We start from the raw sequence: 21687 nt of genomic DNA on the forward strand, positions 1-21687 counted from the left end.
CTGAAATCTCATATACTTATGAGACAAGAAGGACAAAAATACTATTATTTAAACGTCAAGGTATAATAAATATAAAGTTTTAACCAAATTTTATTATGCACGCACAGGAAAATTTCGAAATATATCTGTATCTTCGTACCGCAAAAATCGGAAGCCAAGTTTGCTTCCCAATATGTAAAAATTTACAATTACAAATACTGCTTATTTATGAAAATATTAGTCTGTATTAGTCACGTACCGGACACGACTTCAAAGATCAATTTTACAGAGAACGATACCAAATTCGACACCAACGGGGTGCAGTTTGTGATCAATCCAAACGACGAATTCGGATTGACACGCGCCATGTGGTTCAAAGAAAAACAAGGTGCGACAGTGCACGTAGTGAATGTGGGCGGCCCCGAAACCGAACCCACACTTCGCAAGGCTTTGGCTATTGGAGCCGATGAGGCGATTCGAGTGAATACCACCGCTACCGATGGTTTCTCTGTGGCGAAACAACTAGCTAACGTGGTAAAAGAAGGCGGGTACGATCTTGTGATTGCCGGCCGTGAATCCATCGATTACAATGGGGGGATGGTCCCGGGGATGGTTGCCAAATTAACAGGTGCCAATTTTGTGAATACCTGCATTAATCTTGAAGTAAATGAAGACAAGGTAACTGCCGTACGCGAGATCGACGGAGGTAAAGAAACGGTTAGCACATCATTACCTCTGGTTATTGGCGGTCAAAAAGGCTTGGTGGAAGAAAGTGATCTGCGTATCCCGAACATGCGAGGTATCATGCAGGCACGCTCAAAGCCTTTAAACGTGAAAGAACCCGTGGACGCTTCGGCTGAAACTCAAACAACAAACTTTGAGAAACCCGCGCCTAAAGGTGCCGTAAAATTGGTGGACAGTGTTGATGAGCTGGTAAATCTTTTACATAACGAAGCCAAGGTAATTTAAGGTCTCGACTTCACTCACCACCACAATTTTAAACTATAAAAACAATAATTTACGAAAGCATTCATCTTCGTAAATCTAAAATCAAAAATCAAATGTCAGTTTTAGTATATACCGAATCAGAAGAAGGAAATTTTAAAAAGATCGCTTTGGAAGCTGTCTCCTATGCGACAGGTATCGCAGAGATGATGGAAACCACTGTTACAGCTCTCGCTGTTAATGGAGGAGATGCATCGCAATTAGGAACGTACGGAGCAGATAAAGTCCTGGAAGTTTCCAACGACAAATTATCGAAGTTTAATGCGGAAGCCTATGCCGATGTCATTGCGCAGGCTGCTAAAGCTGAGGATGCCAAAGTGGTGGTCTTAACCTCCAGCGCCAATGCTAAGTTCATGGCTCCTTTAATAGCTGTAAATCTGGAAGCCGGCTACGTACCTAACGTGACCGAACTTCCCGCCGGCACTTCTCCTTTTAAGGTGAAACATAGTGTTTTCACCAACAAAGCGTTCGCCACTACCGAGATCACTACCCATGTGAAAGTGATTGGATTGGCAAAGAATGCCTTCGGGTTAAAAGAAAAAAGCGCTGCTGCTACGTCTGAAGCATTTTCACCTCAATTGAGTGAGGATGATTTTTCAGTAAAGGTCGTTAGCGTTGATAAAGCTACCGACAAGGTGACCATTGCCGACGCAGAGATCGTGGTCTCGGGAGGTCGCGGATTAAAAGGTCCCGAAAATTGGGGTATGATCGAAGAACTCGCCGAAACCCTTGGTGCAGCTACCGCCTGTTCAAAACCTGTAAGTGATATGGGTTGGCGTCCACACAGTGAACACGTGGGTCAAACCGGGAAACCGGTCGCATCAAACTTATATATTGCTATTGGTATTAGCGGTGCGATACAACATTTGGCGGGTATCAATTCCTCAAAAGTAAAGGTAGTGATCAATAACGATCCTGAAGCACCATTTTTCAAGGCAGCAGACTACGGGATCGTAGGTGATGCTTTTGAAGTGGTTCCTCAACTCACCGAAAAATTAAAAGCCTTTAAGGCACAAAACGCATAATTTTTAGTATTTTGTGCCTTGAAAAAAGGGCTGTTTAGAGAAGGAAACGTCCTTGTTTAAACAGCTTTTTTGATTCTGAAATATGAGCTTAGTTCGACTTAACATAAAAGGTATTTCATACAGTCAAACACAAAATGGGGCTTATGCCCTAATTTTGAGTGAGGTGGACGGGGACCGAAAATTACCTATTGTCATTGGCGCTTTTGAAGCTCAATCGATCGCAATTGCGCTGGAAAAAGAGATCAAGCCACCGCGCCCTTTAACACATGATCTTTTTAAGAATTTTTCAGATCGATTTGATATCGTGGTCAAGCAGGTCATCATCCACAAACTGGTTGATGGTGTCTTTTACTCCAGTATTATTTGTGAGCGAGATAAGATAGAAGAGATCATCGACGCGCGCACCAGCGACGCTATCGCATTGGCGCTTCGTTTCAACGCACCTATCTTCACCTATAAGAATATTTTAGACAAGGCAGGTATCTATTTAAAGACCACTCCCAAACGTAAAAAGGACGAGAGTGCTAAATCGGAAGAAGTTGTGATCGAAGAGTTGATCATGGGAGAAGATAAGGAGTCTGTGAAGGTCACGGGCGAGGATTACACCTCCTTCACTTCCAAAGAATTGAATCAAATGCTGGATGAGGCTGTCGCTAATGAGGATTATGAAAAAGCGGCCCGAATTCGGGATGAAATCTCCAAAAGGCAAAAATAGCGTATGCGCACTTACATACTCCTCGCAATGCTGCTCCTTCTGCAAGCAGTTGGCTTCGGACAAACACTTGAAAAAAAATGGAAGTTCTCTACCATCGAATCGCACGACGGTAAATCGCTTTTTACGATCAATGAGGCTTCAGATTTTTTTACACTGAAAGACGGAACTTTCGAATACCGGCTGGAAGCAAAGGATAACCTCAAAGCATCCGGGGATTATATCTTTCAGAATAATTTATTAGTCCTCTTCTACGATCAGCCAAACGATACCATACGTCGCTATCGGGTTTCAAAACTAACCGACTCCATGCTGGTGTTTTCAGAAAATAAAACGGTTTATTCCTTTACCGCTCCTACCGAAACTGAGGTCACACAGGTTGTTTCCGAAGCGATCGAGGATGGCAGCATCGCCCTGGATCCCAATGTTGGCATGGGGGTTAGTACCAATAGTGTTCTGCGGGGAATTCTCGGGATGGTGTTTCTGCTTTTCATTTGTTTTTTATTGAGCAGTAACCGAAAAAAGATCGATTGGAAACTGGTGGCAACAGGACTGGGTCTGCAAGTACTCTTTGCTGTTTTAGTACTAAAGGTTTCTTTTGTTGCCTCATTTTTCGACTGGATATCGGACAAAGTCGTTACGTTTCTCAATTTTAGTGAAAAAGGAGCCGAATTCCTTTTTGGGGGCTTGGTGACAGACATGGATACCTTCGGCTATATCTTCGCATTTAAAGTGTTGCCCACTATTGTATTTTTTTCGGCGTTTACCTCTCTACTTTACTATTTGGGCATCCTTCAGAAATTTGTAAAAGCATTTGCCTGGGTGATGAGCAAGACCATGCGCCTTTCGGGAGCAGAAAGTCTCGCGGCCGCAGCCAATATTTTTATAGGACAAACCGAAGCACCCTTAGTCGTGAAACCATATTTGGACCGTATGACCAAGTCTGAAATGCTCTGCCTTATGGTGGGTGGCATGGCGACCATAGCAGGAGGCGTATTGGCAGCATTTATCGCCTTTTTGGGCGGAGACAGCGATGCTGAAAAGATCATCTTTGCTAAGCATTTATTGACAGCCTCGATCATGTCGGCACCTGCTGCTATCATCATTGCAAAGATGTTATATCCTGAAACTGAAGAAGTGGACCGCAAGCTGGATATTTCAAAAGATAAGATCGGTTCCAACGTGTTGGACGCCATATCGCGCGGCACGACCGAAGGTTTGAAACTGGCGGTAAATGTAGGTGCGATGCTTTTGGTTTTCACGGCTGTGATTGCGGTGTTCAACTGGATCACCGTCGACTGGATTGGCGGCCCTACAGGCCTAAACGATAAGATCGCAGCCAGTACGGGAGGGCGTTATGACGGATTTTCAATGCAGTATATTTTAGGGAATGTGTTTGCGCCGGTGGCCTGGATCATAGGGGTTCCCGCAGAAGATATTCGTGTAGTAGGGCAATTACTTGGAGAGAAGACCATCTTGAACGAATTCTTCGCGTATGCGTCGTTGAGCGAGCTCAAGCAAGCCGGAGCTATCGTTAACTATCGCTCCATCGTTATTGCCACCTACGCGTTATGTGGCTTTGCGAACTTTGCCTCCATCGGAATACAAATTGGGGGAATTGGCGTACTGGCTCCAAGTCAACGCACGACCCTGGCCCGATTTGGGATTAAAGCGCTCATTGGAGGTACAGTGGCGGCCTTGTTAACAGCCACTATCGCCGGAATGCTAATAGGCTAACTTTTTTTACTACGGTTTCGCCCCAGCGAACGGCATCTTCTAAGGAATGGAAGAAGGTAAAAGCACCATCATATAAAGATTGTTCTGCCACGGCCTCTTCTCGAACATCATCAGACATTGAAACAATTGCTAAGACGACGACTGATTTTGAAACGTATGTAGTGTACACCTCCGTATTGATCTTTTTGGTGATGGCACGATTAGAGATCACCACAAATTTACGATTACGGTAATGTAAATCTACCACCTTGGTAAACGCTAAGGCTTTAGGAAGATCATACCTTTGGCCTGTAAAATGGAATATGGCGTGCATAGGAAAACACTCCAAGGGTGCGGTACTTAATTGATATTGCGCTTCCACCTTAAGGTCTTTTTTTATTCAAATTTGAATGTTTTTAGTTTTTGTCTAACAAGGTTTTAGAGAATTGGTTAATAACTCATCAATAAATCCGTTCTAAATTCGTTTTCAAAAAGATGTCAATTGGTTATTTTTAAACCCCAACAATTTTCAAAATGAAGCAATACCACGACCTTTTAAAGCATGTCCTTGAACATGGAAATTTTAAAGAAGACCGCACGGGAACCGGGACCAAAAGTGTGTTTGGCTATCAAATGCGTTTCGATCTTAGCGAAGGATTCCCAATGGTTACAACCAAAAAACTTCATTTAAAATCAATTGTCTACGAATTATTGTGGTTTCTTAATGGAGATACCAATATCAAATATCTTCAGGAGAATGGCGTTCGAATCTGGAATGAATGGGCCGATGAGCAAGGGGATCTGGGCCCTGTTTATGGTCATCAATGGCGGAACTGGAACAGCGAAGAGATCGACCAGATTAAAGAAATCATCGAAACTTTGAAAAAAAACCCCGATAGCCGACGCATGTTGGTAAGTGCGTGGAATCCCAGTGTGCTGCCCGATACATCCAAGCCGTTTAGTGAGAATGTAGCCAACGGAAAAGCCGCCCTCCCGCCCTGTCACGCGTTTTTCCAATTCTACGTTGCCAACGGGAAATTATCCTGTCAGCTCTATCAACGAAGTGCCGATATCTTTTTGGGTGTACCTTTCAATATTGCTTCCTATGCACTCCTTACGATGATGGTCGCTCAGGTGTGTGGCTACGAAGCAGGCGATTTTGTGCACACCTTTGGAGATGCACATATTTATAGTAATCACATGGAACAAGTTGAGCTTCAATTATCACGTGAACCAAGACCATTGCCAAAAATGTTGCTAAATCCGGATGTAAAAGATATATTTGACTTCAAATTTGAGGACTTTACACTCTTAGATTACAATCCGCACCCTCATATTAAAGGCGCGGTTGCTATTTAGTCCTCTGAACTTAAAATAAAAATCCTACATGAAAAAAGTATTATTGATTATTTGCATCGTATTTTCCACCACGCTCTTTGCCCAAGAAGAATGGGGAAACATTCAAAAGAATACGGTAACCCTAAGTGAGATACCACCTATATGGCCCGGCTGCGAAAGTGGCAGTGTCACTGTCCGCAAGAATTGTTTCAATCAGAAATTGGCACAGCATATTTCAAAGAACTTCAAATACCCTGCAGAAGAGTACAAGAACAATGTGGAGGGTAAGGTGATCGTAGAATTCATCGTCAATGAAAAAGGGATCGTCGAGGTTAAAAATGTAAGTGGAGGAACGCCCGCTTTACAGGCGGAGGCCAAAAGAAATATTCTAGCGATTCCCAAAATGACGAAACCCGGAATGATGGGCGGCAAACCTCGGGCTATTAAATATACAGTGCCATTCACATTTAAAACAGGAAAATAAGAATGATAAAGCGCTTGCTATTAAGTGTCTTTCTTTTGGGCTCATGCCTTTCGTTTGGACAAAATGAAGACACTTCCAACGAGAATGTTGGATTTGCAATTATTGAAAATGTTCCGGTCTATCCGGGCTGTACCGGCTCAGATAACATAGCGCTAAAGCATTGTATGTCTGAAAAGATTTCTGCACACGTAATGCAAAATTTCAACAAGTCGCTGGCAGAAGCGTTGGACCTCCCGGCCGGGAAACAGCGAATTTTTGTACAATTCACGATAAATAAAACAGGTAACGTGGTAAATATTCGTGCACGGGCGCCTCATTCCATCTTAGAGCTGGAAGCGGTTCGGGTGATGGAATTACTTCCACAGATGAAACCCGGAATGCAAAAAGGCGAGACCGTAAATGTACTCTATTCTCTGCCTATTGTATTTGAAGTGGAAGAATCTAAAAAAGAAAAGCGGGAGCGATTAAAGCGTGAGCGCGCCAGCAAAGGGAATTAGCTTTAACATTCTCTAAACATCTTTACATTTTAGTTTTAATATCTTTAAGGAGTGGGTAAGAACCAACTCCTTTTTTTATGATTGAAACTGAAAATCTGGTTTCCCTTTTCTTGGAAACCCGGAAACATACCGAAGCAATTTGCAAACCGCTTGAGATCGAGGATTATGTGGTCCAACCCATTGTGGATGTATCCCCGCCCAAATGGCATTTGGGACATACCACTTGGTTCTTTGAAGAATTTATTCTGAAGCCTCACAAACCCGGCTACACCTTGTTCCATGAAGATTTTGCCTTTGTTTTCAACAGTTATTACGAGTCGGTAGGCAAGCGGGTGGTACGAAGTGATCGCGGCAATCTTTCCCGTCCCGGCGTAGCAAAGGTATACGATTACAGACACTATGTGACCGCCGAGCTTGAGGCTTTTTTGAAGACGGAAAAAGCTTCAGAACTTACAGAGGTCCTTCTTATTGGGATCCATCATGAAAAGCAACATCAAGAGTTGTTGATGACGGATATTAAATATATTCTAGGTCACAATCCGTTGCTGCCTCCCTATTCCAGTTCATTTTCAGAAAATCCTATTGAGAAGGCTCCCGCCGCATGGATCTCTATGGAAGAAGGTATCTATGAAATTGGCCATGATACTGCCAACGAATTTTGCTATGACAATGAGCTGGGAGTACACAAAGTATATTTGCAGCCCTATTCCATCTCAAGTAAACTTGTCACCAACAAAGATTATATTGATTTTATCGCTTCGGAGGGGTATAAAGACCCCCTTTTATGGCATGCGGAAGCCTGGGACTGGCTTCAGCAAGAAAAGATAACGCAGCCTATGTATTGGCATTCTATTGACGGGGAATGGTGTCAATACACACTAAAAGGCCTTCAGAAGCTAGAAAAAGAGGCGCCAATAACGCATATTTCCTACTTTGAAGCATTCGCTTATGCGCAGTGGAAAGGATGCAGACTTCCAACCGAATTTGAATGGGAAGCCGCCCAACATAATTTTAACTGGGGAAGCCGTTGGGAATGGACCGAAAGCGCCTATTTACCGTACCCCGGATATACTAAAGCTCCCGGAGCCATTGGCGAGTACAACGGAAAGTTTATGGTCAATCAAAAAGTATTACGCGGCGGATCTGTAGCGACGCCTAAAAAGCATACCAGACCTACGTACCGCAATTTTTTTCAAACGAATTTACGCTGGCAATTTACCGGAATACGGCTGGCCAAATAATCACCACTTTTGTTATATGATATTATCCAGCGCCACCCAACTAGATACACCCTTTAAGAAAGATGTGTTCGAAGGACTCACCAGCGAACCTAAATATTTGTATTCAAAATACATTTACGATCAGGCCGGCGATAAGCTCTTTCAGGATATCATGGCGTTACCGGAATATTATCTCACAAATTGCGAACTGGAGATCTTAACGCTACACACAAAAGCTATTGCCAATTTGTTTAAAGGGGATGCAAACGGTTTCGATCTTATTGAATTAGGTGCCGGAGACGGAAAGAAAACCAAGGTATTGTTACATCATCTTTCAAAAAACCAGATCGAATTTACGTACAAACCCATTGACATCAGTGAGAATGCTATAGACGGCCTCACCCGTACCTTAGCCAAAGAAATTCCGGAGGTAAATGTAGATGGAGAGACCGGCGAGTATTTTGAAGTACTCGAACGATTGCAAAATTTTAAGTCCCGCAAAAAGGTGATCATGGTTTTAGGTTCGAATATTGGAAACTTATTACACCCAAGAGCCATCCAGTTTCTAACTAAATTAGGGGAAACGATGTCCCGCGACGACATTTTATTCATGGGTTTCGATCAAAAAAAAGATCCACAAACCATCTTGGATGCTTATAACGACCCAACCGGGGTTACTGCTGCGTTTAATAAAAATCTCCTGGTTCGAATCAACAGAGAACTGGAAGGCAACTTTGACATTTCGAAGTTCAAGCACTGGGAAGTATATGATCCTGAAACCGGTACAGCAAAGAGCTATCTGGTTGCCACCGAGGCACAACGTGTTCGATTGGAAACCCTAGATCTCGATATTAGTTTTGATGCTTGGGAGACTATTCATACAGAAATTTCCCAAAAATATACCGATAAAATCGTAGCTTGGTTGGCAGAAGCATCCGGATTGAGGATCGAAACCTCTTTTACAGACAGCCACAATTATTATAAGAACTATGCCTTCAAAAAAATGAAGGACCCTAAAGCATAATTAATTATGAAGTATCATCTCCTTGTATTATTACTTCTTGCCGCGGTAGGATGTGAGAGTCCGTTAAAGGAAGAAGTCTCCAATCCCCCAAAGAACAATTGGTCAGAGCGCAAGGCAACCAAACTGGTAGCTGACAGCCTTTTGGAGAAAGGAAGTACCTATCTTCCGGTTTATTCGGAGATCTATCAACGCAATGAAAATTTTACTTTCGACCTTACGGCTACAGTTAGCATTCGCAATATTAGTCTAATCGATACCGTCTATCTTTATAAAGCCGATTACTTTAACACCCACGGAGAGCGAATACGCACTTATTTGGAGTTTCCTGTGATCGTCAAGCCAATGGAGACCATCGAGATCGTTGTCAATGAAGACGACAAGGCCGGAGGCAGCGGGGCAAATTTTGTATTTGAGTGGGCCGTGCGAAAGCAAAGACTGGCACCTTTCTTTGAAGCCGTGATGATCTCAACGCGCGGACAACAAGGAATTTCCTTTACCACACAAGGCATTCGGAAAAAATAATACTCGACAATGAAAGCTATTTGGAACAATACCATCATCGCCGAAAGTGAAAATACAGTGGTCATTGAGAACAATCACTACTTTCCTCCGGATGCTATCAATACCAGGTACTTTACCAAGAGCGAAACACATACACATTGTCCTTGGAAAGGAGAAGCCTTCTATTATACTATTGAGGTAAACGGACAAACGAACAAGGATGCCGCTTGGTATTATCCTAAAACCTCCCCTGCGGCCAAACCCATTGAAGGATATGTAGCCTTTTGGAAAGGTGTGGAAGTGGTCGCTTAAGTAATAATAGACACCAATTTATCGAGTTCTGCCTCGGTATTATAAAAATGAAAACTAACCCGTATACCTTGACCCCGTTGCGAACAGATAATATTTTCCTTTTTTAGTTTCTGAAAAAGCGCCTCATCCCCTTTTATAGAGAAGATGTTAGAATGCTGCTCTCGCTGCACTACCGTAGCTTCGAGCAGCCCCAATTGTGTAAATCGCTCTTTGGCTTTGGTTGAAATAGCCTCGATTTTTTCTGAAACAGTTTCCATACCGATCGCTTGAAGCTGTCGCAATGCAAATCCCAAGCTTCCGTAATTGAGCGTATCTTGATGTCCCGGTTCAAAATGTTTCATAAAAGAGATCTCTTCCCGTTTACTGAACATTGCTTCAGCCGAATTAAACCCAATCGTCGACGGAAAAATTTTAGAGTGCAAGGCATCCTTCACGATAAAGAAACCGTTTCCGTAGCCGGCCAAAAGCCATTTATAACAACTTGCGCCCAAGATATCGATAGGACTTTCAGAAAAACGGAATACCTCGGTCCCTAGATATTGGGTGCCGTCTGCAATTAGCAGAAGCCCCGGATGGTATGCCTTCAGTTGCTTTAAGAAATTAAGGTCGATCTTGACGCCGTTAAGATACTGTACCAGGCTAAACGCAAAGATATCGGGCTGATGTTCTACCACGGCACGTTCTATATTTTGTTCAAGATTCTCGTCAATGGCAGCATAGCATACATCGAAATCACGATGCTCAAAAGCCCAGTTTACAGAAGGATAGTCCTTACCCAGCAATAGTACTTTTTGTTTTTGTGGGAGTCCTTCCAGCAAAGTATTCAATCCAAAAGAGAAGTTAGGCACAAGTGCTATCTCATGAAGTGAGGCATCAAAAAAAAGAGCGACCTCCCTTTTCACCTCCTCTAGGATGGATCTGTGTGTATCTCTAAAAACACTTGCGTCTACCATTAACTTTAGATCATGTTCGTGCCGCCATTGCACTAAAGATGTTGAAATAAGTCCGGAAGAGGCAGTATTCAAGTAGGTATATTTTGAGAGCACAGGCAACTCTTTTCTTAAATCTTCCATAAGACACGGGTCTAAACAATGAAAATTAGGTAAATTTACGGTGAGCTGTTTGTTGCCGGAACACAACAAACGGCAATTCTATAAAAGTAACCAACTATGTTTTCAAAAACCAATAAAAAAGAAAGAATCGATTCGGAACAGCGAGAGCAGTACGAATATGCTCGGGCGCGGATAAAACAGAAGAAACGTTTAATGCAACATTTTATCGTTTTTCTGGTCGGTTCGGTATTTCTTATTATCATTAATCCTGTCTTAGGCATAGGGAACGATTTCTTCATTAACAATTGGTTTGTATGGGCCATACTTATTTGGGCATTCCTGTTCCTTATCCACGTATTCAATGTGTTTATTATGAATTCCTTTATGGGAAAAGAATGGGAAGACCGTGAACTGGAAAAACTAAAGGCCAAGCAAGCAGCCCGTATAAGCGAGCTTCAGCAAAAGGTAGATAACGAACTACAACTACCGGAATTAAAAAAAAACAAACCTTCAAATCCTCTTCCCCCAGACGTACAATGATCACATTAATAGCAGCGGCCGGCGAAAACAACGAATTGGGAAAAGACAATGACTTGGTCTGGCACCTTCCCGATGACTTTAAACGCTTCAAGCAACTTACCACCGGGCACCACATTATTATGGGACGTAAAACGTTCGAATCTTTTCCCAAGCCGCTTCCCAACCGCACCCATGTTGTAATTACTCGTAATCAAGCTTACCAAAAAGACGGAGCGGTCGTGGTCCATAGTTTGGACGAGGCTCTTTTAAAAGCAAGCGGAGATGCGCAGCCATTCATTATTGGCGGGGGTGAGATCTACAAGATGAGTATGGCTATTGCAGACAGGATCGAACTCACAAGAGTTCACGGAAGTTTCGATGCAGATGCTTTCTTTCCTGAAATTCCTTTGAACGATTGGGAATTGATCAAAGAAGTGCATCACGAAAAAGACGAGCGCCATGCCTATGCCTTCAGCTATCAGACTTGGATGCGGAAATAGCAGCCGGTTCAGCTCTCCTGAGATCATGAAACACATCATGGAACATATCGCTTCAAAGTATTTCCTGAGTATAAAAACGGTAACGCCTCTGTCCGGCGGAGACATCAATAAGGTCTACCATCTCAAAACTCCTGATGAAGAATTTGTTCTGAAGTTAAACCAATCATTGCGCTATCCCGGTATGTTTGAAGCCGAAGCCAAAGGCTTGGACCTATTAAGACAAAGCAACAGTTTTAAGATCCCGAAAGTCATTGGACACGATACTGTAGATACCCATTGTTATCTTTTAATGGAATATATCCCTTCCGGTGATGCAACTGCAGATACATGGGAATCCTTCGCTGAAGCACTTTCGAAATTACACTCACAAAGTTATGAACGTTTTGGGCTGGACCACTCAAATTATATCGGCAGCTTGCCGCAATACAATAATTGGCAAGTTACAGCAGCAGATTTCTATATAACGCAACGATTGGAACCACAATTCCGGCATGCTTCCGAAAAAGGATACAACTTCAAGAACCTGGGGGCATTTTACAAGGTAATTTCCGAAGCAATCCCCAACCACAGACCTTCGTTGATTCATGGAGATCTTTGGAATGGAAACTGCTTTATCGCAGAGGATAGAACGCCCGTGGTAATAGATCCTGCCGTGGCGTTCGGGTCGCGAGAGATGGACCTCGCCATGATGCAATTATTTGGAGGGTTCCCCGCAACCGTTTTTTCGGCTTATGCCAACTGTGCTCCGCTCGAAAAGTCCTGGGAATCCAGGATCCAACTTTGGCAATTGTATTATGTCTTAGTACATTTAAATCTCTTCGGAAGCGGTTATCTCAATCAAGTTCAAGCGATCTTGTCGCGATATTCTTAACAAAACTTTCAAAATACTTTAGCACAGCTTTGGCTAGTATCCGTACTATTTACCGGTATCTTTAAAAGAAAAACCAGAATTATGAGTAAAGAGAACCTATATAATGAGGAAGCCCGAGAAAAATTACGTTCAATTGTGGACGACGTTAGTATAGCCATGATGGTCACCAATTTAGGAAAACAACCCTTGGCTGCCATCCCTATGGATACAAAAAAAGTAGATGATGACGGTAACATTTGGTTCTTAAGCGGAATGGACAGTGATCACAACGCAAATATCTTGCGCGACAGCGCCGTACAACTTCTATATAGCGGCCCCGGGGATAGGAAGTTCCTAAGCGTGTATGGTGAAGCACAGATCATAACCGATACAGAAGCGATCGAGGACATTTACGACAGTGCCGATAACGCTTATTTAAATGGGCCGGAAGATTCCAATACCACTGCGATAAAATTCGTTCCGCAAGAAGCGGCCTACTGGGATTCAGATGAAAATAGACTGGTCGTTCTTTTTAAAATGGCAAGAGCAGTACTAACCGGAGACAATCAAGATATTGGTGTTACCGGAAAAATGAAACTATAGCTCAAGCGGGGGTACTGTGAATTCCTCTTTCTGAAACTTCGGAAAGGGGAATTTTTGTTATAATTTTACACTTTCGGCGTACTGAAGCGTCAATGAACCTCAAAAACCAATCAAAAATGAAAAAAGCATATATGTTTCCGGGACAGGGTGCCCAGTTCACGGGTATGGGTCAAGATCTATACGAAGCTTCGGCAAAAGCAAAAGACCTTTTTGATCAAGCCAACGACATACTAGGATTCAATATCACCAAGATCATGTTCGAAGGCTCAGCCGATGCTTTAAAGGAAACTAAGGTAACACAGCCTGCAATATTCTTACATTCTACAATTTTAGCAGAAGTTATGGGTGATGCCTTTCAGCCAGATATGGTAGCCGGGCATTCATTAGGAGAGATCTCTGCGCTCGTTGCCAACAGGACCATTGCATTTAGTGATGGATTGGAGTTGGTTTACAAGCGTGCGCTGGCCATGCAAAAAGCCTGTGAGGAGACGCCTTCTACCATGGCTGCCGTTCTGGGATTGGATGATCATTTGGTGGAAGCCATTTGTGCAGATACCACAGGAATCGTGGTTGCGGCAAATTATAATTGTCCCGGACAGTTAGTGATAAGCGGAGACATAGAAGCCGTTAATAACGCTTGTGAAGCTCTTAAAGAGGCAGGCGCTCGCCGTGCTCTTTTATTGCCGGTTGGGGGCGCATTTCACAGTCCACTGATGGAACCCGCTCGAGAAGAACTAGCAGCTGCTATTGAAGCAACGCAGTTTACAGCCCCGGCCTGCCCTATCTATCAGAATGTATCTACTTTTGCAGTGACCAAGCCGGAAGAGATCAAGAAGAACCTTATCTTTCAATTGACAGCCCCCGTTAAATGGACACAGAGCGTTCAAAATATGGTGAAGGATGGAGCCACTCACTTCATTGAAGTAGGACCCGGTAATGTGCTTCAGGGACTGGTAAAAAAGATTAACCCTTCCTTAGAGACTGAAAAAGCAACCCTATAAAAAAAGCCCTCATCTTGAGGGCTTTTTATTAGGCACTTAATCTGCAGTCATTGCAGTCCTTTATTTCTCCGTAATACGTTTCTCGGTACTTGTGGATTGTTTTAAACGGAACACGTAAAAATGCTTTTTGAATGTATACCACCTTTGCGGTGAGCATTCCCATATGTTCTGTGAATCTCTTTTCTTTTCTTGTTTTTCTTTTAATGGTCACCAACTTCATAATACAACGTTTCATTGGCTGCAAAGAAACAAAGGTCATGAAGCAAACCCAAGCACAGGACGTTAAAGCTTCGTTAAACCAGCGTTAATTCTTGTAGACAACACCTTCTTTCATCACAAAAACTACATTTTCCATTGTTTGAATGTTTTCAGTAGGGTCTTCATTGACTGCAACGATATCTGCAATGAAACCGGCAGACAACTGGCCAAGTTCGTTTTCCATATCAAGTACTTTTGCATTGGTAATGGTAGCAGATTGTAACGTTGCCATAGCAGGCATTCCTGCTTCGGCCATATACCTAAACTCTTTCCCGTTCTCTCCGTGAGGAAAGACCCCGGCATCTGTCCCAAAGGCAATGTTCACGCCTTCTTTATAGGCCATTGCATACATATTTTGAATTTGAGACCCTATCTCCAATGCCTTGGGCACAATAATGGCCGGATAGTACCCATCGATCTTTGCCTTTTCGGCCACGAATTTCCCTGCAGAAATAGTGGGTACCAAATAGGTTCCGTATTGTTTCATTAAGGCGGCAGTCTCTTTATCCATTAGTGAGCCGTGCTCTATGGTTGTAACTCCTGCACGTATGGCACGTTGCATTCCTTCTATTCCGTGGGCGTGAGCTGCGACCTTCATTCCATAATCTTTGGCAGCTTGAACCACAGCGGCAACTTCTTCTTCTGTAAATTGGGGATTCTGGCCGTTCTTCGCAACACTTAACACCCCTCCGGTAGCGGTGATCTTTATCCAATCGGCACCATTTTTATATCGCTGACGCACTGCTTTATAGGCATCTGCCACTCCGTTGACGACCCCTTCCTTTGGTCCCGGATCGCCCATAAGCTCCTTCTTTTGTCCATTGGACGGATCTGCATGACCTCCAGTGGTTCCCAGTGCTTTTTCTGCCGTAAAGATTCTAGGTCCCACGATCTTGCCTTTCGCTATGGCATTTCGCAGGGCAACATTTACCCCACTACCGCCAAGATCACGCACGGTGGTAAAGCCTGCCAGCAGCGTACGTTCGGCGATTTCTGCGGCGTTGAAAGCAACATTGGCATCATTAAGCGTAAAAGCTTCCAGATATCGGTTTGGGTTCGTCTCTCCTTCAATATGGACATGCATATCGATAAGTCCGGGCATAACCGTTTTATTTTTCAGATCAATGACGTTGTCCTTTGCTTTCGGATTCCTGAAGCCATCTTCCACGCGAACGATTCTTTTGCCCGAAACGACAATGGTTTTCGACGTGAGTACTTTGCCATTCTTGGTATCTATAATTTTTCCGCAATGCAATAAAGTTTCTTGAGCACTGCTTCCGAAGAAACTCAACAACAGCGCAATAAGTATTAATTTTTTCATGAGTATCGTATTATATGTTTCTAATATGTTGTTCCCATTTCCAGGCTGAAGATAACGCATCCTCCATGGACCTTTCAGCTTTCCAACCCAGTATTTCATTAGCTTTAGTGGTATCTGCGTACACCGACACTACATCCCCCGGGCGTCTTTCTACGACCTTGTACGGAAGCTTCGTTCCGGTAACGGTTTCAAAAGCTTTTATAACCTCTAATACTGAAGTCCCTTTACCCGTGCCTACATTAAAGATCTCAAAATTTGAAGTATTGTTGTTCTGTAACAGGCGTTCTAGTGCAACAACATGTGCTTTCGCCAGATCGACCACGTGTATATAATCCCGAATACAACTGCCGTCTGAAGTCTCATAATCATTTCCAAAAACAGAAAGTTCTTTACGCACACCTGCAGCTGTTTGCGTGATAAACGGTACAAGGTTTTGTGGCACCCCTACGGGAAGTTCCCCTATCATTGCAGAATGATGTGCGCCAATTGGGTTGAAATACCGCAAGGCGATGCATTTTAATTGCGGGTCTACCTCACAGGTGTCTTCAATGATCTCCTCACTAATTTGTTTTGTATTGCCATAGGGCGAAGTTGCCTTTTTCACAGGAGCTTCCTCGGTAATAGGCAATCTATCGGGCTCTCCATATACGGTACAAGAAGAACTGAAAATAACGTTATGTATGCCGTGAGCTTTGCATTCCTGCAACAAGTAGATAAGGGTGCTTATATTATTTTCGTAATAATGAAGGGGCTGTTCCACACTTTCCCCAACCGCTTTGCTTGCTGCAAAATGAATGACTCCGGCAATTTGCTCATGCCGATGAAAAAAATCTATAACATCTGCCTTTATTCTAAGATCTAAGCGTTCAAAAATTGGTGGCTTCTTTGTGATCGAAGTGATCCCTTCGAGCACATTCAGACTTGAATTGGAAAGATTGTCTATAATGATCACCTCGAAGCCGGAATTTTGAAGTTCGACTACCGTATGCGATCCAATATACCCCAAGCCTCCGGTTACAAGTATTTTTTTCATTGTTGATCGATGAAATTTTTAACAGTAGATGTAATAAAATCTATTTGCTCGTCATCGAGTTCTGTATGCATAGGAAGTGAGATCACCTCTCGCACCAACTGATTTGTCACTGTAAAATCGGCTTCGTTGTAACGCTCATCTGCATAGGCTTTTTGCAAATGCAACGGAATGGGGTAATAGACGCCACACGGGATATCGTGATCGTTCAAATGCTGAACTAAAGCATCGCGATCTGCATCAATGATACGCAATGTGTATTGGTGAAATACGTGACAGTCACATACTTCACAAATTGAATTACCCGCATCACAAAAACCTGTTGGGGTAATTATCCTCGGGTTTCCGGCAAACGCCTTGGTGTATTTTCGGGCGGTATTTCTACGAGCCGCATTATACGAATCGAGATAGGGTAACTTGGCACGAAGAACGGTTGCCTGTATGGAATCCAAACGTGAGTTAACACCTACTACATCATGGTGATAGCGTATGTACATGCCGTGATTTACGATCCCGCGTATGGTATGTGCAAGCGCATCGTCATTGGTGAAAATTGCTCCTCCATCCCCATAGCAGCCTAAATTTTTGGAGGGAAAGAACGAGGTAGAAGCCACATGGCCGATCCCACCCACTTTTTTCTTGGAGCCAGCTTTACTTGTATAGGTAGCACCAATGCCCTGGGCGTTATCCTCAATAACGTAAAGATCATGAGCCGTGGCAATTTCCATGATAGAATCCATATCGGCCGCCAATCCAAACAAATGCACGGGTACGATTGCTTTGGTTTTAGGAGTTATGGCATTGCGGATTGCTTCTACATCTATGTTGAAGGTTACAGGATCCACATCCACAAGAACCGGAGTTAGCCCTAATAATGCAATCACTTCCACAGTTGCCGCAAAAGTAAAATCGGCAGTAATGACTTCATCACCCGGCTTGAGTCCTAAACCCATCATGGCGATCTGGAGGGCATCCGTCCCGTTTGCACAGGGAATTACATGTTTTACATCCAGATATTCTTCCAGTTCTTTCTGAAACTGATGTACTTCGGGACCGTTAATAAAGGCGGTGGACTCGATCACATCGAGCACTGAAGCATTTACCCTATCTTTTATATGTTCGTATTGACCTTTAAGGTCGACCATTTGAATTTTTTTCATGCTGCTGAAGAACTCTGGATTTCTAATCTTCCCGTAAAACTACGAAAATTGAAAACGGCAAACAATGTAATTCGTATTTTAGCATTTCAGGAAATATACATGCGCATTTTATACAGCTTCTTAACTCGAATTGCTTACGTTCATATGTGGGTTGCACAGTTTTTCAGTAAGAAAATGCGGCAATTCATTCAAGGTAGGATTTACACTTTTGAAACGATCGAAAAACATATCGATCCAAAAGATAAAACCATTTGGTTCCATTGTGCTTCCTTGGGTGAATTTGAGCAAGGAGTGCCTATCATGGAGGCCGTTCGAAAAGAATTTGCCGATCATAAGATTGTGGTATCTTTCTTTTCGCCATCGGGTTTCGAGGTCAAGAAAAATACTCCATTGGCCGACGTTGTCGTCTATTTACCTATGGATACACGACAGAATGCGGCCCGATTCGTGAAGACCATCCATCCTTCGCTTGTCATTTTCGTGAAATACGAATTTTGGCCCAATTATCTCTGGGCGTTGAGCAAAAAGAAAGCACCTACGATCCTGGTTTCGGGATTGTTTCGAAGAGATCAGGCTTTCTTTAAATGGTACGGTGGTTTTATGAGACGAGCACTACACCGTTTTGAACATATCTTTGTTCAGGACAGGGTCTCAAAAGAATTGTTGAAGCAGCTTCAGTACACTCAAGTAACCATAAGTGGTGACACACGTTTCGATCGTGTATCACATCAAATTGAACAGGACAATGCCCTTGATTTCATGGAGCAATTTAAAGGAAATTCTCTGTGTGTAGTATTCGGAAGCACTTGGCCTGAAGATGAAGCAGTCCTCTTAGGCGCGATCAATAGGTCTGAATCGACTGTAAAATATGTAATTGCCCCGCATAAAATTGAAGTTTCAAAGATCGATGCGTTCAGAAAAAAAATAACGAAGCCCAGCGTGCTTTATTCAGAAAAAAAAGGAAAAGACCTTTCAGAATATCAAGTTCTCATTGTGGATACGGTTGGTCTGCTCACAAAAATTTACAGCTATGGTGACATTGCCTTCGTTGGTGGCGCCATGGGTAACACCGGTTTGCATAATATCCTCGAGCCGGCAACTTTTGGCATTCCTATTATTATAGGAAAAAATTATTCAACTTTTCCTGAAGCGCAACGACTGGAGCAACTAGCCGGACTTTTTTCGATACACTCTTCAGAAACGTATATAAAAATTGAACAAAAACTTGTAGCGGACCAATCATTTAGAGACAAGACCGGGATGATCTGCGGCCATTTTGTGAATCAGAATACAGGGGCCACTGCAAAAGTGATGGAATACCTCAAAGATTTGAAAGCCGCCAAGAGAATCAAATAGCCTTATTTTCTTATAGTTACTTCCAATGCTGTTTTAAAAAGATAAGATTTCATTTAGAAACTTTAATAAAACTTTACCAAGTACCAAATGTTAAAACATGTAGATTTGTTTTAACTATTAACACAAACCTATTTAAAATGAAAAAAACAGCCTTATCAATTGCGATCGTTATAGCGGCTCTGGCCACGACATCGTGTAGAGAAACCAAAACAGAAACTAAAGAAGTAGTACGCGAAGTAGAAGTAGAAACCAATGAAGCCGTGGAAGAATCCGAAGGAATCTTAGAGCGCACTGCCAAGGAAGTTGACAAAGAGATCAATGAAGAGGTCAATGAAGAGATTGATAAAATTGGTAACGACGATTAATCAAAACATCGCTATTCATGAGAAAAATAAGTGTTAGTCTGGCACTGCTGGTGGTTCTAAGTACCGCGTTCCTATCTTGTAGAGAGACAGAGAAAAAAGCAGATGATATTGAAGACGTTGCCGACGATGTAGAAGATACGGCGGATGATGACGCTTCAGATCCCGTTGAAAACACCTTACAGGAAAGTGTGAATGAAGCACAAGAAAATACAGGATTAGGCGGAGAAGACGACGCATAATCCCTACTAAATAAATCAAACAGATAATTATGAGAAAATTAGCAATTATTGCAGTAACCATGCTATTTATTGGCACTTCTTTTACTTCTTGCAGAGAAAAGAAAGAAGAAGAAATGACTGAGAGCGAAGCTTTGATCCAAGAAATGGAGGCAGAAGGCGCTGAGATAAAAGTGAAAGAAGATGACGGCGACACCAAAATCAAGATGGAAACCGAAGAAAAATCGGTAAAGATCAAAGAAGATGATGGTGATACCAAGATCAAGGTAAAAACCGACAACGACGACAATTAATCAAACAAAATGTTTGTAGTAGAAAGGCGGCAGGAATGTCGCCTTTTTTATGCTTTTAAATTAGAAATCTGCCCTTTTAACTCTTGCATAGATTGTTGTAATTGTTGCAGTAAACTGCTTTCCGAAGCTTCGTCAATTCCAAATGTCAATTTACTGTTCACCAACCATAATTCCTGTATGCTAGATACCTCTACATCAATAGGAAGGTATTCCGGATTTAAGGAAAGCAGCCTTACTTTTTGAGGGTTGTTGGGCGTTTTTTGCAGTTTCTTTACCAACACTGAATCCTGCAAAACCACAATATAGATCTTGCTGTCGTTCGCTTCGGAAATACTGGGAACTGCTCGCCCCAAGACCCATTCGTTAGGACGAATATTTGGCAGCATACTATCTCCTTCCACTTGAAAGCCACGATATGTGGCATTGCGATATTGCGGCAAGGGAATGGAGAATGAAGGAAGCGTTTCATACCAGTCAACGTCTTGAATGTTATGCGGATATCCTGCGGCTGCCTTTTGATTCACCAAAAGAATGGTATCATTGGATTCCATATCGAGCGTGATCACCTTCGGACTTACATCACCCCCATTTAGGTTTACACGTTGCGTAAAACTTTCACCAAACAACCACAACGGATTGATGTTGAATTGACGCAAGAGTTCCATCACCACTTTTCCACTAAGTTTCGTTTTACCTCGTTCTATATCGGCTGTAGTCGCACCAATTTGCAGGAGTTCGGCAAAGGACTGCTGTGTGTGATTGAGTTCCTCACGCACTTTTTTGAAACGTCTGGCTTCTATTGACAATTTTGAATCCATACCCAAAGGTGCATTTTTTTTGGAAATTATCCAAACATATCATGGAATTATTCCTATTTAATTGGATATCTTCCATATTTTTGTCATCTTTCCATAAGAGGCCTTTACGTGTGACCGGCTATATTTCTTTTATTGATGTTATGATCGGACCCCTAATGGAAATATTTGTGTGAAAAGCGTCCTTAACTAAAAAATTACTTAATTTTATAAGTTAATAACCTAAAAATCACAAATATGAAAAAACTAATTCTATCTGCAGCTGCGCTTAGCTTACTTTTCGCCACGTATTCCTGCCGCGAAACTACAGGTGAGAAAGCCGAAGAAGCCATTGAAGCGGCAGCGCAAGACACCGAAGAAAATCTGGACAAGGCCGGTGAGGCCATTGAAGACGCAATGCAAGAAACAGGAGAAGCCATTGAAAATGCAGGGGAAGAGATCGAAGAAGAGTTGGAAGGAACGGATGACATGAATGAAAATTGATCCTGAGATATACAAAAATTAAAAAATATAGT

At 42.7% G+C, this 21687-nt stretch carries 27 protein-coding genes; 21 read left to right on the forward strand and 6 right to left on the reverse strand.

Annotated features, from left to right (window positions below; genetic code table 11):
* The first annotated feature begins 207 nt into the window (after positions 1–207).
* From JS40_RS07315 to JS40_RS07330, 4 genes are all read left to right on the forward strand, one after another.
* Positions 208–948 carry an electron transfer flavoprotein subunit beta/FixA family protein gene (locus JS40_RS07315; RefSeq protein ID WP_034259481.1) on the forward strand — a complete coding sequence of 247 codons (741 nt, stop codon included), beginning with the start codon at positions 208–210 and terminating at the stop codon, positions 946–948.
* A 92-nt stretch (positions 949–1040) separates the two neighbouring features.
* Positions 1041–2009, forward strand: a complete 969-nt coding sequence (locus JS40_RS07320; RefSeq protein WP_034259482.1) for an electron transfer flavoprotein subunit alpha/FixB family protein — start codon at positions 1041–1043, stop codon at positions 2007–2009.
* 82 nt (positions 2010–2091) lie between these two features.
* The gene (locus JS40_RS07325) at positions 2092–2724 is read left to right on the forward strand and encodes a bifunctional nuclease family protein (protein ID WP_034259483.1); all 633 of its coding nucleotides are present in this window, start codon (positions 2092–2094) and stop codon (positions 2722–2724) included.
* A gap of 3 nt (positions 2725–2727) precedes the next feature.
* Complete coding sequence (locus JS40_RS07330; protein WP_034259484.1) at positions 2728–4458, forward strand: NupC/NupG family nucleoside CNT transporter; 1731 nt, start codon at positions 2728–2730, stop codon at positions 4456–4458.
* Here JS40_RS07330 and JS40_RS14815 read toward each other — a convergent pair.
* Entirely contained in the window at positions 4433–4819 is a 387-nt protein-coding gene (locus tag JS40_RS14815; RefSeq protein ID WP_051957526.1) for a hypothetical protein, read from the reverse strand. The genes JS40_RS07330 and JS40_RS14815 overlap by 26 nt on opposite strands.
* A 152-nt stretch (positions 4820–4971) precedes the next feature.
* Here JS40_RS14815 and JS40_RS07340 point away from each other — a divergent pair, with 152 nt between their 5' ends.
* The 7 genes from JS40_RS07340 (at position 4972) to JS40_RS07370 (ending at position 9813) form a co-directional block, all read left to right on the forward strand.
* The gene (locus JS40_RS07340) at positions 4972–5796 is read left to right on the forward strand and encodes a thymidylate synthase (RefSeq protein ID WP_034259485.1); all 825 of its coding nucleotides are present in this window, start codon (positions 4972–4974) and stop codon (positions 5794–5796) included.
* Positions 5797–5824: 28 nt separating this feature from the next.
* Complete coding sequence (locus JS40_RS07345) at positions 5825–6259, forward strand: energy transducer TonB (protein WP_034259486.1); 435 nt, start codon at positions 5825–5827, stop codon at positions 6257–6259.
* A 2-nt stretch (positions 6260–6261) separates the two neighbouring features.
* A complete protein-coding gene (locus JS40_RS07350; RefSeq protein WP_051957527.1) occupies positions 6262–6756 on the forward strand; it encodes an energy transducer TonB in 495 nt (164 codons plus the stop codon).
* A gap of 77 nt (positions 6757–6833) precedes the next feature.
* Complete coding sequence (egtB, locus tag JS40_RS07355) at positions 6834–7997, forward strand: ergothioneine biosynthesis protein EgtB (RefSeq protein ID WP_034259487.1); 1164 nt, start codon at positions 6834–6836, stop codon at positions 7995–7997.
* 16 nt (positions 7998–8013) lie between these two features.
* Positions 8014–9000, forward strand: a complete 987-nt coding sequence (gene egtD / locus JS40_RS07360; protein WP_034259488.1) for an L-histidine N(alpha)-methyltransferase — start codon at positions 8014–8016, stop codon at positions 8998–9000.
* A gap of 6 nt (positions 9001–9006) precedes the next feature.
* Positions 9007–9522: a DUF3124 domain-containing protein gene (locus JS40_RS07365; RefSeq protein ID WP_034259490.1), complete on the forward strand. Its 516-nt coding sequence runs from the start codon at positions 9007–9009 to the stop codon at positions 9520–9522.
* A gap of 9 nt (positions 9523–9531) precedes the next feature.
* Positions 9532–9813 carry a DUF427 domain-containing protein gene (locus JS40_RS07370; protein WP_034259492.1) on the forward strand — a complete coding sequence of 94 codons (282 nt, stop codon included), beginning with the start codon at positions 9532–9534 and terminating at the stop codon, positions 9811–9813.
* Here JS40_RS07370 and JS40_RS07375 read toward each other — a convergent pair.
* Positions 9810–10886 carry an aminotransferase class V-fold PLP-dependent enzyme gene (locus JS40_RS07375; protein WP_034259494.1) on the reverse strand — a complete coding sequence of 359 codons (1077 nt, stop codon included), beginning with the start codon at positions 10884–10886 and terminating at the stop codon, positions 9810–9812. The two genes, JS40_RS07370 and JS40_RS07375, sit on opposite strands and share 4 nt — an antisense overlap.
* A gap of 96 nt (positions 10887–10982) precedes the next feature.
* Between JS40_RS07375 and JS40_RS07380 the strand changes: the two genes are divergently transcribed.
* From JS40_RS07380 to fabD, 5 genes are all read left to right on the forward strand, one after another.
* The gene (locus JS40_RS07380; protein WP_034259495.1) at positions 10983–11405 is read left to right on the forward strand and encodes a 2TM domain-containing protein; all 423 of its coding nucleotides are present in this window, start codon (positions 10983–10985) and stop codon (positions 11403–11405) included.
* Positions 11402–11884, forward strand: a complete 483-nt coding sequence (locus tag JS40_RS07385) for a dihydrofolate reductase (RefSeq protein WP_034259498.1) — start codon at positions 11402–11404, stop codon at positions 11882–11884. The genes JS40_RS07380 and JS40_RS07385 overlap by 4 nt, the downstream gene beginning before the upstream one ends.
* Complete coding sequence (locus JS40_RS07390) at positions 11850–12755, forward strand: fructosamine kinase family protein (RefSeq protein ID WP_233273949.1); 906 nt, start codon at positions 11850–11852, stop codon at positions 12753–12755. Before JS40_RS07385 ends, JS40_RS07390 begins: the two co-directional genes overlap by 35 nt.
* Before the next feature lie 81 nt (positions 12756–12836).
* Positions 12837–13337, forward strand: coding sequence for a pyridoxamine 5'-phosphate oxidase family protein (locus JS40_RS07395; RefSeq protein ID WP_034259501.1), 501 nt, complete (start codon positions 12837–12839; stop codon positions 13335–13337).
* Between the two features lie 116 nt (positions 13338–13453).
* Positions 13454–14338: an ACP S-malonyltransferase gene (gene fabD / locus JS40_RS07400; RefSeq protein ID WP_233273950.1), complete on the forward strand. Its 885-nt coding sequence runs from the start codon at positions 13454–13456 to the stop codon at positions 14336–14338.
* Between the two features lie 304 nt (positions 14339–14642).
* On the opposite strand, the gene JS40_RS07405 is transcribed toward fabD, so the two are convergent.
* From JS40_RS07405 to JS40_RS07415, 3 genes are read right to left on the reverse strand one after another with little or no spacing between them, the layout of a single operon-like run.
* Entirely contained in the window at positions 14643–15917 is a 1275-nt protein-coding gene (locus JS40_RS07405) for a metal-dependent hydrolase family protein (RefSeq protein WP_034259505.1), read from the reverse strand.
* A gap of 10 nt (positions 15918–15927) precedes the next feature.
* A complete protein-coding gene (gene galE / locus JS40_RS07410) occupies positions 15928–16950 on the reverse strand; it encodes a UDP-glucose 4-epimerase GalE (protein WP_034259507.1) in 1023 nt (340 codons plus the stop codon).
* A complete protein-coding gene (locus JS40_RS07415; protein ID WP_034259508.1) occupies positions 16947–18107 on the reverse strand; it encodes a DegT/DnrJ/EryC1/StrS family aminotransferase in 1161 nt (386 codons plus the stop codon). Before JS40_RS07415 ends, galE begins: the two co-directional genes overlap by 4 nt.
* 48 nt (positions 18108–18155) lie before the next feature.
* Here JS40_RS07415 and JS40_RS07420 point away from each other — a divergent pair, with 48 nt between their 5' ends.
* From JS40_RS07420 to JS40_RS07435, 4 genes are all read left to right on the forward strand, one after another.
* A complete protein-coding gene (locus JS40_RS07420) occupies positions 18156–19463 on the forward strand; it encodes a 3-deoxy-D-manno-octulosonic acid transferase (protein ID WP_316932511.1) in 1308 nt (435 codons plus the stop codon).
* A 137-nt stretch (positions 19464–19600) separates the two neighbouring features.
* The gene (locus JS40_RS07425; protein WP_034259510.1) at positions 19601–19828 is read left to right on the forward strand and encodes a hypothetical protein; all 228 of its coding nucleotides are present in this window, start codon (positions 19601–19603) and stop codon (positions 19826–19828) included.
* 17 nt (positions 19829–19845) lie between these two features.
* On the forward strand, positions 19846–20067 hold the full coding sequence (locus tag JS40_RS07430) for a hypothetical protein (protein WP_034259511.1): 222 nt from the start codon (positions 19846–19848) through the stop codon (positions 20065–20067).
* Between the two features lie 29 nt (positions 20068–20096).
* Entirely contained in the window at positions 20097–20357 is a 261-nt protein-coding gene (locus JS40_RS07435) for a DUF4097 family beta strand repeat-containing protein (RefSeq protein ID WP_034259513.1), read from the forward strand.
* Between the two features lie 47 nt (positions 20358–20404).
* Here JS40_RS07435 and JS40_RS07440 read toward each other — a convergent pair whose 3' ends face one another.
* Positions 20405–21175 (reverse strand): XRE family transcriptional regulator, encoded by a 771-nt coding sequence (locus tag JS40_RS07440; RefSeq protein ID WP_034259515.1) that lies wholly within the window; start codon positions 21173–21175, stop codon positions 20405–20407.
* 234 nt (positions 21176–21409) lie between these two features.
* On the opposite strand from JS40_RS07440, the gene JS40_RS07445 reads away from it, so the two are divergent.
* On the forward strand, positions 21410–21655 hold the full coding sequence (locus JS40_RS07445) for a hypothetical protein (protein WP_034259516.1): 246 nt from the start codon (positions 21410–21412) through the stop codon (positions 21653–21655).
* Positions 21656–21687 lie beyond the last annotated feature (32 nt).

Origin of the sequence: Altibacter lentus, from assembly GCF_000746845.1 — a bacterium.
GTDB classification, from domain to species: domain Bacteria; phylum Bacteroidota; class Bacteroidia; order Flavobacteriales; family Flavobacteriaceae; genus Altibacter; species Altibacter lentus.

Coding starts and splice junctions, on each gene's coding strand:
- JS40_RS07315 (WP_034259481.1), top strand. CDS start 208: ATGAAAATATTAGTCTGTATTAGTCACGTACCGGACACGACTTCAAAG.
- JS40_RS07320 (WP_034259482.1), top strand. CDS start 1,041: ATGTCAGTTTTAGTATATACCGAATCAGAAGAAGGAAATTTTAAAAAG.
- JS40_RS07325 (WP_034259483.1), top strand. CDS start 2,092: ATGAGCTTAGTTCGACTTAACATAAAAGGTATTTCATACAGTCAAACA.
- JS40_RS07330 (WP_034259484.1), top strand. CDS start 2,728: ATGCGCACTTACATACTCCTCGCAATGCTGCTCCTTCTGCAAGCAGTT.
- JS40_RS07340 (WP_034259485.1), top strand. CDS start 4,972: ATGAAGCAATACCACGACCTTTTAAAGCATGTCCTTGAACATGGAAAT.
- JS40_RS07345 (WP_034259486.1), top strand. CDS start 5,825: ATGAAAAAAGTATTATTGATTATTTGCATCGTATTTTCCACCACGCTC.
- JS40_RS07350 (WP_051957527.1), top strand. CDS start 6,262: ATGATAAAGCGCTTGCTATTAAGTGTCTTTCTTTTGGGCTCATGCCTT.
- egtB (WP_034259487.1), top strand. CDS start 6,834: ATGATTGAAACTGAAAATCTGGTTTCCCTTTTCTTGGAAACCCGGAAA.
- egtD (WP_034259488.1), top strand. CDS start 8,014: ATGATATTATCCAGCGCCACCCAACTAGATACACCCTTTAAGAAAGAT.
- JS40_RS07365 (WP_034259490.1), top strand. CDS start 9,007: ATGAAGTATCATCTCCTTGTATTATTACTTCTTGCCGCGGTAGGATGT.
- JS40_RS07370 (WP_034259492.1), top strand. CDS start 9,532: ATGAAAGCTATTTGGAACAATACCATCATCGCCGAAAGTGAAAATACA.
- JS40_RS07375 (WP_034259494.1), bottom strand. CDS start 10,886: ATGGAAGATTTAAGAAAAGAGTTGCCTGTGCTCTCAAAATATACCTAC.
- JS40_RS07380 (WP_034259495.1), top strand. CDS start 10,983: ATGTTTTCAAAAACCAATAAAAAAGAAAGAATCGATTCGGAACAGCGA.
- JS40_RS07385 (WP_034259498.1), top strand. CDS start 11,402: ATGATCACATTAATAGCAGCGGCCGGCGAAAACAACGAATTGGGAAAA.
- JS40_RS07390 (WP_233273949.1), top strand. CDS start 11,850: ATGCCTTCAGCTATCAGACTTGGATGCGGAAATAGCAGCCGGTTCAGC.
- JS40_RS07395 (WP_034259501.1), top strand. CDS start 12,837: ATGAGTAAAGAGAACCTATATAATGAGGAAGCCCGAGAAAAATTACGT.
- fabD (WP_233273950.1), top strand. CDS start 13,454: ATGAAAAAAGCATATATGTTTCCGGGACAGGGTGCCCAGTTCACGGGT.
- JS40_RS07405 (WP_034259505.1), bottom strand. CDS start 15,917: ATGAAAAAATTAATACTTATTGCGCTGTTGTTGAGTTTCTTCGGAAGC.
- galE (WP_034259507.1), bottom strand. CDS start 16,950: ATGAAAAAAATACTTGTAACCGGAGGCTTGGGGTATATTGGATCGCAT.
- JS40_RS07415 (WP_034259508.1), bottom strand. CDS start 18,107: ATGAAAAAAATTCAAATGGTCGACCTTAAAGGTCAATACGAACATATA.
- JS40_RS07425 (WP_034259510.1), top strand. CDS start 19,601: ATGAAAAAAACAGCCTTATCAATTGCGATCGTTATAGCGGCTCTGGCC.
- JS40_RS07430 (WP_034259511.1), top strand. CDS start 19,846: ATGAGAAAAATAAGTGTTAGTCTGGCACTGCTGGTGGTTCTAAGTACC.
- JS40_RS07435 (WP_034259513.1), top strand. CDS start 20,097: ATGAGAAAATTAGCAATTATTGCAGTAACCATGCTATTTATTGGCACT.
- JS40_RS07440 (WP_034259515.1), bottom strand. CDS start 21,175: ATGGATTCAAAATTGTCAATAGAAGCCAGACGTTTCAAAAAAGTGCGT.
- JS40_RS07445 (WP_034259516.1), top strand. CDS start 21,410: ATGAAAAAACTAATTCTATCTGCAGCTGCGCTTAGCTTACTTTTCGCC.